Annotated in this window: 8 protein-coding genes; 2 read left to right on the top strand and 6 right to left on the bottom strand. The window is 66.7% G+C overall.

What is annotated here, in order from left to right; genetic code table 11:
* Together GJV64_RS09435 and GJV64_RS09430 are read right to left on the bottom strand one after the other, a co-directional pair.
* Positions 1 to 458 (bottom strand): 6-phosphogluconolactonase (locus GJV64_RS09435; protein WP_164156990.1); only part of this gene is annotated, 458 nt, incomplete at its 3' end.
* The gene (locus GJV64_RS09430; RefSeq protein ID WP_205599578.1) at positions 455 to 1264 is read right to left on the bottom strand and encodes an SDR family NAD(P)-dependent oxidoreductase; all 810 of its coding nucleotides are present in this window, start codon (positions 1262 to 1264) and stop codon (positions 455 to 457) included. The genes GJV64_RS09435 and GJV64_RS09430, both read right to left, overlap by 4 nt.
* Positions 1265 to 1418: 154 nt before the next feature.
* Here GJV64_RS09430 and GJV64_RS09425 point away from each other — a divergent pair, with 154 nt between their 5' ends.
* On the top strand, positions 1419 to 1823 hold the full coding sequence (locus GJV64_RS09425) for a YybH family protein (protein ID WP_164156989.1): 405 nt from the start codon (positions 1419 to 1421) through the stop codon (positions 1821 to 1823).
* Between the two features lie 54 nt (positions 1824 to 1877).
* On the opposite strand, the gene dnaJ is transcribed toward GJV64_RS09425, so the two are convergent.
* Positions 1878 to 3014 carry a molecular chaperone DnaJ gene (gene dnaJ / locus GJV64_RS09420; protein ID WP_164156988.1) on the bottom strand — a complete coding sequence of 379 codons (1137 nt, stop codon included), beginning with the start codon at positions 3012 to 3014 and terminating at the stop codon, positions 1878 to 1880.
* 67 nt (positions 3015 to 3081) lie between these two features.
* Complete coding sequence (dnaK, locus tag GJV64_RS09415; protein WP_268920640.1) at positions 3082 to 5127, bottom strand: molecular chaperone DnaK; 2046 nt, start codon at positions 5125 to 5127, stop codon at positions 3082 to 3084.
* A gap of 31 nt (positions 5128 to 5158) precedes the next feature.
* Here dnaK and GJV64_RS09410 point away from each other — a divergent pair, with 31 nt between their 5' ends.
* A complete protein-coding gene (locus GJV64_RS09410; protein ID WP_205599577.1) occupies positions 5159 to 5641 on the top strand; it encodes a vgr related protein in 483 nt (160 codons plus the stop codon).
* A 50-nt stretch (positions 5642 to 5691) separates the two neighbouring features.
* Here GJV64_RS09410 and GJV64_RS09405 read toward each other — a convergent pair whose 3' ends face one another.
* Positions 5692 to 6054 (bottom strand): hypothetical protein, encoded by a 363-nt coding sequence (locus tag GJV64_RS09405; RefSeq protein WP_164156986.1) that lies wholly within the window; start codon positions 6052 to 6054, stop codon positions 5692 to 5694.
* An 81-nt stretch (positions 6055 to 6135) separates the two neighbouring features.
* Positions 6136 to 7143, bottom strand: a complete 1008-nt coding sequence (locus GJV64_RS09400; RefSeq protein WP_164156991.1) for an NADP-dependent oxidoreductase — start codon at positions 7141 to 7143, stop codon at positions 6136 to 6138.
* Positions 7144 to 7305 lie beyond the last annotated feature (162 nt).

The following is a 7305-nucleotide window of genomic DNA, read 5'->3' as shown; positions in this document are numbered from 1 at the left end:
CCGGCGATGGCGGCTTCAAGGTCGCTGCCCGGCACGATGCCGGCCACGCTGCCATCGGCGCCCACTGTCAGGCAGGCAGCATCCAGCGGCCAGGCCAGATCAGCGAGCCGCGTGTCGGCAGCGCGGCCGGCGGTGGTTGCGTCGCTTTCGCCGGCCACCAGCGGCAGCACGCGCGCCTTCTTGGGCAGAAACACCCGCGCCAGCTGCCCGGCGATCGAGGCCGGATCGGTGGGCGCCACCAGCGTGTCGTGGGTGGGCAATATGGTGACATCACGCCACTCGACATCGCTGCCGGCCAGTTCCGCCAGCACCGGCCGGGTGATGGCGCCGCCAGGCAGTGCGATCATCGCGGCGCCACGCGCCTCCAGCGCCTGGCCGATGATGTAGGCGATGTCGCCGGCCACCGCTTCGGCCAGTTCCTCGGCCTCGTCATACTCCCACCACTCGGCATCGATCACGGTTCTTCTCCAACGGGCACGGTATAGTTGAGGGCGAGCCGGCCGCCGTCGGCATAGAGGGTTTCGCCGGTGATGTAACTGGCATCATCGCTGAGCAGGAAGGCAGCGATGGCGGCGATCTCCGCCGGTTCCCCGGCGCGGCCCATCGGCGTGCGCGACAGGATCTGGCGGCGGGCGGCGTCATCCGCCATCACCGCCTGTTTCGCCAGCTCGGTGAGGATGGTGCCCGGCCCGATGCCGACCACGCGGATGTTGTGCGGCGCCAGCGCCACCGCGGTGTTGCGGGTGAGCTGGTCGAGCCCGCCCTTGGCCACATTGTAGGCGAGCAGCGCCGGAATGGTGAGCCGGCCATTGACCGACGACATGTTGACGATGACGCCGCCGCCGGCCGCGATCAGGTGTGGCACCGCCAGTTGCGTGGCGTGAAAGGCCGACGTGAGATTGGTGGCGATCACCCGTTCGAACTGCTCGGGCGTTTCATCGAAGATGTCACCCCTGGGCGCGATGCCGGCGTTGTTGACCAGGCCGTCAAGCCCGCCGAAGCGCGCGACCGTGGCCGTGATTGCCCCTTCGATCTGGCTGCGCTGCCCAACATCGCAGGCCACGAAGCCGGCCGCATCGCCCAGTTCGGCGGCCCGGGCCTCGCCTTCGGGGAGCACATCGGCCAGCATCACCCGCGCGCCTTCCGCCACCAGCCGGCGGGCAATGGCCAGGCCCAGGCCGCGGGCGGCCCCGGTGACAAGATAGCGGCGGTTCGGCAGGCCCTTCATGCCGGCCGTGTAGCGGAGCCGATGCACGGGTTCCACCCCTCTCCCCTTGTCAGTGCATCATGCCACGCCGCCGGCATTGGCGTTGCTGCGGCTAGGCCGGCAGCCCGATCCATTGTGCGAACCGAAGGGGCAGCTTAGGTTTCCTCGGGAGCGGCAGCCTGATTGGCCGGCGCTTCGGGGGCACAGACTGATGACATATCCCAGCTTCGAGGCGGCCCTTGCCGCCAGCCACACGGCCCTGATTGCGATGGCGAACGCCGACCCGCAGCCCTCGCTCGCGCTCTGGTCGCACAGCGATGACGCCGTGCTCGCCAATCCGCTCGGGGCCCCGAAGCGCGGTATTGCAGCGATCACGCCCGAGGTGAGGCGCGTGGCGGCCATGTTCGGCGGCGCGGCCGGGCCGCTGGAATTCGAGGAAGTGTCGCGCATCGTCTCGCCGGATCTCGGCGTCGTCATCGGGATCGAGCGGATGGCGGTGCGGCGCGTCGGCAGCGATGATGTCATTCAGAACGCGCTGCGCGTGACCACGGTGTTCCAGCGCGAGGACGATGGCTGGAGGCTCGTGCTGCGCCACGCAGATCGCGTGACGGCGTGAGCAGCACTGTGTCGATGGCCTGTCCGCAGGCGATCAGCCAATAGCGCCAGCAGCCTACTCGGTCAGCTCGCTCCAGACGCCCTTCAGCTTGTCGAAGAAGCCCTGGCTCTTCGGCGTGTTGCGGCCGCCCTCGCTGGTTTCGATGGTGCGGAATTCCTCCAGCAGTTCGCGCTGGCGGGCGGTGAGCCTGACCGGCGTTTCCACCTCCACCTCGATGACGAGATCGCCGGCGCCGCCGCCGTTGAGGCTGGGCATGCCGCGCCCGCGCACCCGGAACTGCTTGCCACCCTGCGTGCCGGCGGGAATCTTGATGAGGGTTTCCTGCTTGTCGAGGCCGGGCACCGTGATCTCGCCGCCCAGCGCTGCCGTGGTGATCGACAGCGGCGCCACGCTGAACAGGGTGGTGCCGTCGCGCTTGAAGATCGGGTGCGGCTTCAGGTGCACGAAGATGTAGAGGTCACCGGGCGGACCGCCGCGCGACCCCGCCTCGCCCTCGCCGGCAACGCGGATGCGGGTGCCATCGTCCACGCCCCGGGGCACGTTGACATTGATGGTCTTCTGCTTGTCCACCCGGCCGGCGCCGCGGCACGTGTCGCACGGATCGGCGATGATCTGGCCCTGGCCGTGGCAGGCCGGGCAGGTGCGCTCCACCATGAACAGGCCCTGCCGCATGCCCACCCGGCCGTTGCCGCCGCAGGTGGTGCAGGTGCGCGCAGAAGTGCCGGGCTTGGCGCCGCTGCCGGCGCACGGCTCGCAGGTGGCAGCCACCTCAACGGTGAGCGTCGCCTGGCGGCCGTGGAACGCCTCTTCAAGGGTCATTTCAAGATCATAGCGCAGGTCGGAGCCCCGGGTGGGGCCGCCACGGCGACCACGGCCGCCACCGCCCATGAACTCGCCGAACACGCTTTCGAAAATGTCGGCAAAGCCGCCGAAATCCTGGGCGCCGCCGCCGCCACCCCCCTGCCGGAAGGCGGCATGGCCAAAGCGATCATAGGCGGCGCGCTTCTGCGGGTCCTTCAGCACGTCATAGGCTTCGTTGATCGCCTTGAACTTCTGTTCGGCGGCGGCGTCACCGGGGTTCTTGTCCGGGTGCCATTTCATCGCCATGCGGCGATAGGCGGATTTCAGCGTCGCCTCATCGGCACCGCGCTCCACCTCCAGCAGTTCGTAATAGTCGATCTCGGTGGCCATGCTTCAGTCGCCCCCAAACACGCGGTTGGGGCGCGCCGCAACTGTGCGACGCGCCCCGGCGACCGGCTTACTTCTTGTTGTTGTCGTCAACGTCGGTGAACTCGGCGTCCACCACATCGTCGGACTTGGGCGCATCGCCCGGCTGGGCCGCAGCCTGTTCGGCCTGGTAGATGGCCTCGCCCAGCTTCATGGCGACCTGGCCCAGCGCCTGCACCTTGGCGTTGATCGCATCGGCGTCGCCGCTGTCCAGCACCGCCTTCACGTCGGCCACCGCCGTCTCGATGCTGGTCTTCACGTCGGCGGCCACCTTGTCGCCATGCTCGGCCAGCTGGCGTTCCGTGGAGTGCACCAGGCTGTCGGCCTGGTTGCGGGCTTCGGCGGCGGCACGGCGCTTCTTGTCTTCCTCGGCAAAGGCCTCGGCGTCCTTCACCATCTTCTCGATATCGTCCTTCGACAGGCCGCCCGACGGCTGGATGCGGATCTGCTGTTCCTTGCCGGTGCCCTTGTCCTTGGCGTTGACCGAGACGAGGCCGTTGGCGTCGATGTCGAAGGTCACCTCGATCTGCGGCACGCCGCGCGGCGCCGGCGGGATGCCGACGAGGTCGAATTGGCCGAGCAGCTTGTTGTCGGCCGCCATCTCGCGCTCACCCTGGAACACCCGGATGGTCACCGCCGACTGGTTGTCGTCGGCGGTCGAATAGACCTGGCTCTTCTTGGTCGGGATCGTCGTGTTGCGGTCGATCATGCGGGTGAACACGCCGCCCAGCGTTTCGATGCCCAGCGAGAGCGGGGTCACGTCGAGCAGCAGCACGTCCTTCACGTCGCCTTGCAGCACGCCAGCCTGGATGGCGGCGCCCATGGCCACCACTTCATCCGGGTTGACGCTGGTGTTGGGCTCCTTGCCGAACAGCTCCTTCACGAACTGGCGGACGCGCGGCATGCGGGTCATGCCACCCACCAGGATCACTTCTGAAAGATCGCCCGGCTTGATGCCGGCTTCCTTGATGGCATCGAGGCAGGGCTTGCGGGTGCGCTCGATCAGGTCGAGCACCAGCTTTTCCAGATCGGTGCGGGTGATGGTCTTCACCAGGTGCTTCGGCCCGTTCTGGTCGGCGGTGATGAACGGCAGGTTGACCTCGGTCGCCGCCGAGGACGACAGCTCGATCTTGGCCTTCTCGGCGGCTTCCTTCAGGCGCTGCAGGGCCAGCTTGTCCTTGGTGAGATCAATGCCTTCGGCCTTCTTGAAATCGGCCGACAGGAATTCCACCAGCTTGGCGTCGAAATCCTCGCCGCCCAGGAAGGTGTCGCCCGACGTGCTCTTCACCTCGAACACGCCATCGCCCAGTTCGAGGATGGAGATGTCGAAGGTGCCGCCGCCGAGGTCATAGACGGCCACCGTCTTGGCGTCGGTCTTCTTGTCGAGGCCATAGGCCAGCGCGGCAGCGGTCGGCTCGTTGATGATGCGCAGCACTTCCAGGCCGGCGATCTTGCCGGCATCCTTGGTGGCCTGGCGTTGGGCGTCATTGAAATAGGCCGGCACGGTGATCACCGCCTGGGTCACCGTTTCGCCCAGATAGGCTTCCGCCGTTTCCTTCATCTTCTGGAGGATGAAGGCGGAGATCTGCGAGGGGCTGTAATCCTGGCCGCCGGCGTTCACCCAGGCATCGCCATTGGGGCCGCGCGCGATCGTGTAGGGCACCAGGCCGGCGTCCTTGGTGGTCAACGGATCATCGAAGCGGCGGCCGATCAGGCGCTTGACGGCAAAGATGGTGTTGGCCGGGTTGGTGACGGCCTGACGCTTGGCCGGCTGGCCGACGAGGCGTTCACCGTCCTTGGTGAAGGCGACCTGGGACGGCGTGGTGCGCGCGCCTTCCGCATTCTCGATCACCTTCGGCGCCGAGCCTTCCATGACCGCAACGCAGCTGTTGGTGGTCCCCAAGTCGATCCCGATAACCTTGGCCATCGTGTCTGATCCCTGTTCTGTTGAGCCCGGTTCCTTGCGCCCCTGAAAAGGCGACGCGGCACGAACCGGCCCCGGTTGGCTGTGGTGGCCGGTGCCCCGGCCAGAGGGTGAATTGCACCGGCGATATAGGGTGCGATTCCGGTGCTGCAAGACGCGCGCGATGCGATTAGCTGTGGAGACGATGAGCCGGGATGATGACCAACTGCCGCAGGCGCGCCCCCTGACCGCCGGCGAGATCGCGCTGGCGGCCAGCGTGTTCGGCGACGCACTCGATGCTGGCGCGGTGGTGGTGCGCCGCGCCAAATGGTGGGCGATGCACCCGTGGTGGGTGACGATGGCCCCCGATGGCGACATCTGGTGCCACCCGAACGGCTTCAACTGGCGCGCCGATTATGCCGCCGCCGCGCCCGGCCTCCAGGCGCATTTCGTCCACGAACTGGTGCATTGCTGGCAGGTGCAGACCGGCGGCCACCTGGCCATCAGGCGGCCGCCGTTCGCGCGCTATCGCTATGAACTGGAACCCGGCAAGCCCTTCCACCGCTATGGCATCGAACAGCAGGCGATGATTGTGGAGGATGCCTTCCTCGCCCGCCTGAAGGGCGATGCCGACACGCTGGCCCGGCTGGCCCCGGTGCTGCCCTTTCCCGGTTGGAAAGTGGCTTAGGCCGGAAACTGATAAACGGGAATGTCTGCAATGGGATGGTTGGCTAGCATTCAAAAGACGATGAAGTCGCCACTGCCCATGATGATGTGGCCACTCTCATGGGAGCCAAGCTCCGAATAGACCACAAGAGCGGAGCCGTCCTCCATGCGTAGGATCAGCCGAAGGTCCTCGCGCTCAACGGATACTATCGGCTTATTGAGCAAGCGATGGAACACAACGGGCGCTCCATCGTGACCGACACACTCATATAGCCACTCCTTCCCATTTGGCTCGATTTGCATCACGCTAGTCTCTGCGTAGATTTGGCTCTGGCTTTCAAAAATGAATCTCACGCCGTAAGGGTCGAGCCAAACCTGAGCAACTTCATCCCCTATAAAGGCGTCTAATGTCGATGCGGACGGGAACGGGTGCATAAGTGAACCTTGGACCGAAGCCGCCGGGCCGACGTGCGCAACTTGGGCGAAGGCGGCCCTCCGGCATGATGAGACTTTGACCTAGGGCGCCTGCACCTCGATCAGCAGCTTGCCGAAGTTGCCGCCGGTGTAGAGCTCGCGCACCGTTGCCACCGCGTTCTCGAGGCCAGGGCGGATGTCCTGCCTTGTCTTCAGCTTGCCTTCCAGCATCCAGCCGGCGAGCGCGCTGCCGCTTTCGGCAAAGCGGGCGGCGAAATCGGTGACGATGAAGCCGCGGATGGTCAGCCGGCGCATCAGGATCGTCGTCCAGAAGCCCGGCTCCTCGCGCGGGTTCACATCGTTGTAGGTGGAGATCATGCCGCACAGCGACACGCGGCCGAACAGCTTCATCCGCTTCATCACCTCGACCATGATCGGCCCGCCGACCTGTTCGAAATTGATGTCGATGCCATCGGGCGCCAGCCGGTCGAGCGCGGCGCCGACATCCTCACCCTTGTAGTCGATGCAGGCATCGAACCCGAGTTCGTTCACCACATAGTCGCACTTGGCCTTGCCGCCGGCGATGCCGATGACCCGGCAGCCCTTGATCTTGCCGATCTGGCCAACGATCTGGCCCACCCCGCCGGCCGCGGCCGACACCACCAAAGTCTCGCCCGGCTTGGGCTGGCCGATATCCAGCAGGCCGAAATAGGCGGTGGGGCCGACCAGCGCCAGCGTGCCATAGGTGGCGGCCAGCGGCACGCCCGGCAGCTGCGGGAGCGGCGACATGAAGCTGCCATCGGACACGATATGATCGGCCCATTCGCCCAGCCCGGCCATGATCTGGCCAACCTCGACACCGGGCTTGCGGCTGGCCACCACGCGGCCGCAGACGCCCGCCCGCATCGGCGCGCCCAGCGCAACCGGGGGCATATACTGCTCCATGTCACTCATCCAGATGCGGTTGGTGGGATCGAGGCTGATGTAGATCACTGCCAGCAGGAATTGGCCCTCGGCCAGATCGGGCAGCGCTTCCGTCACCAGCGTCAGATCGGTATCGGCAATATCGCCCACCGGGCGCCGCGCCAGCTTCCAGACCTTGCGTTCCATCACGTCTCTCCCCTTGCAATCCCGTCCAGGAATTCGCCCAGCGCCTGTGCCGCCACCGGCTCGGCGAGCGTTGGCGCATGGCCGACCCGCGGCACCGTCACGCGCACCAGCCCCGGCAGCCGCCGCGCCATCTCGGCTTGCGTCGCGGCCGACAGCACGTCC

Source organism: Sandarakinorhabdus rubra (genome assembly GCF_010994245.1).
GTDB lineage: Bacteria > Pseudomonadota > Alphaproteobacteria > Sphingomonadales > Sphingomonadaceae > Sandarakinorhabdus > Sandarakinorhabdus rubra.
This window is presented reverse-complemented; position numbering and strand designations above follow the sequence as displayed.

Coding starts and splice junctions, on each gene's coding strand:
- GJV64_RS09425 (WP_164156989.1), top strand. CDS start 1,419: ATGACATATCCCAGCTTCGAGGCGGCCCTTGCCGCCAGCCACACGGCC.
- dnaJ (WP_164156988.1), bottom strand. CDS start 3,014: ATGGCCACCGAGATCGACTATTACGAACTGCTGGAGGTGGAGCGCGGT.
- GJV64_RS09410 (WP_205599577.1), top strand. CDS start 5,159: ATGAGCCGGGATGATGACCAACTGCCGCAGGCGCGCCCCCTGACCGCC.
- GJV64_RS09405 (WP_164156986.1), bottom strand. CDS start 6,054: ATGCACCCGTTCCCGTCCGCATCGACATTAGACGCCTTTATAGGGGAT.
- GJV64_RS09400 (WP_164156991.1), bottom strand. CDS start 7,143: ATGGAACGCAAGGTCTGGAAGCTGGCGCGGCGCCCGGTGGGCGATATT.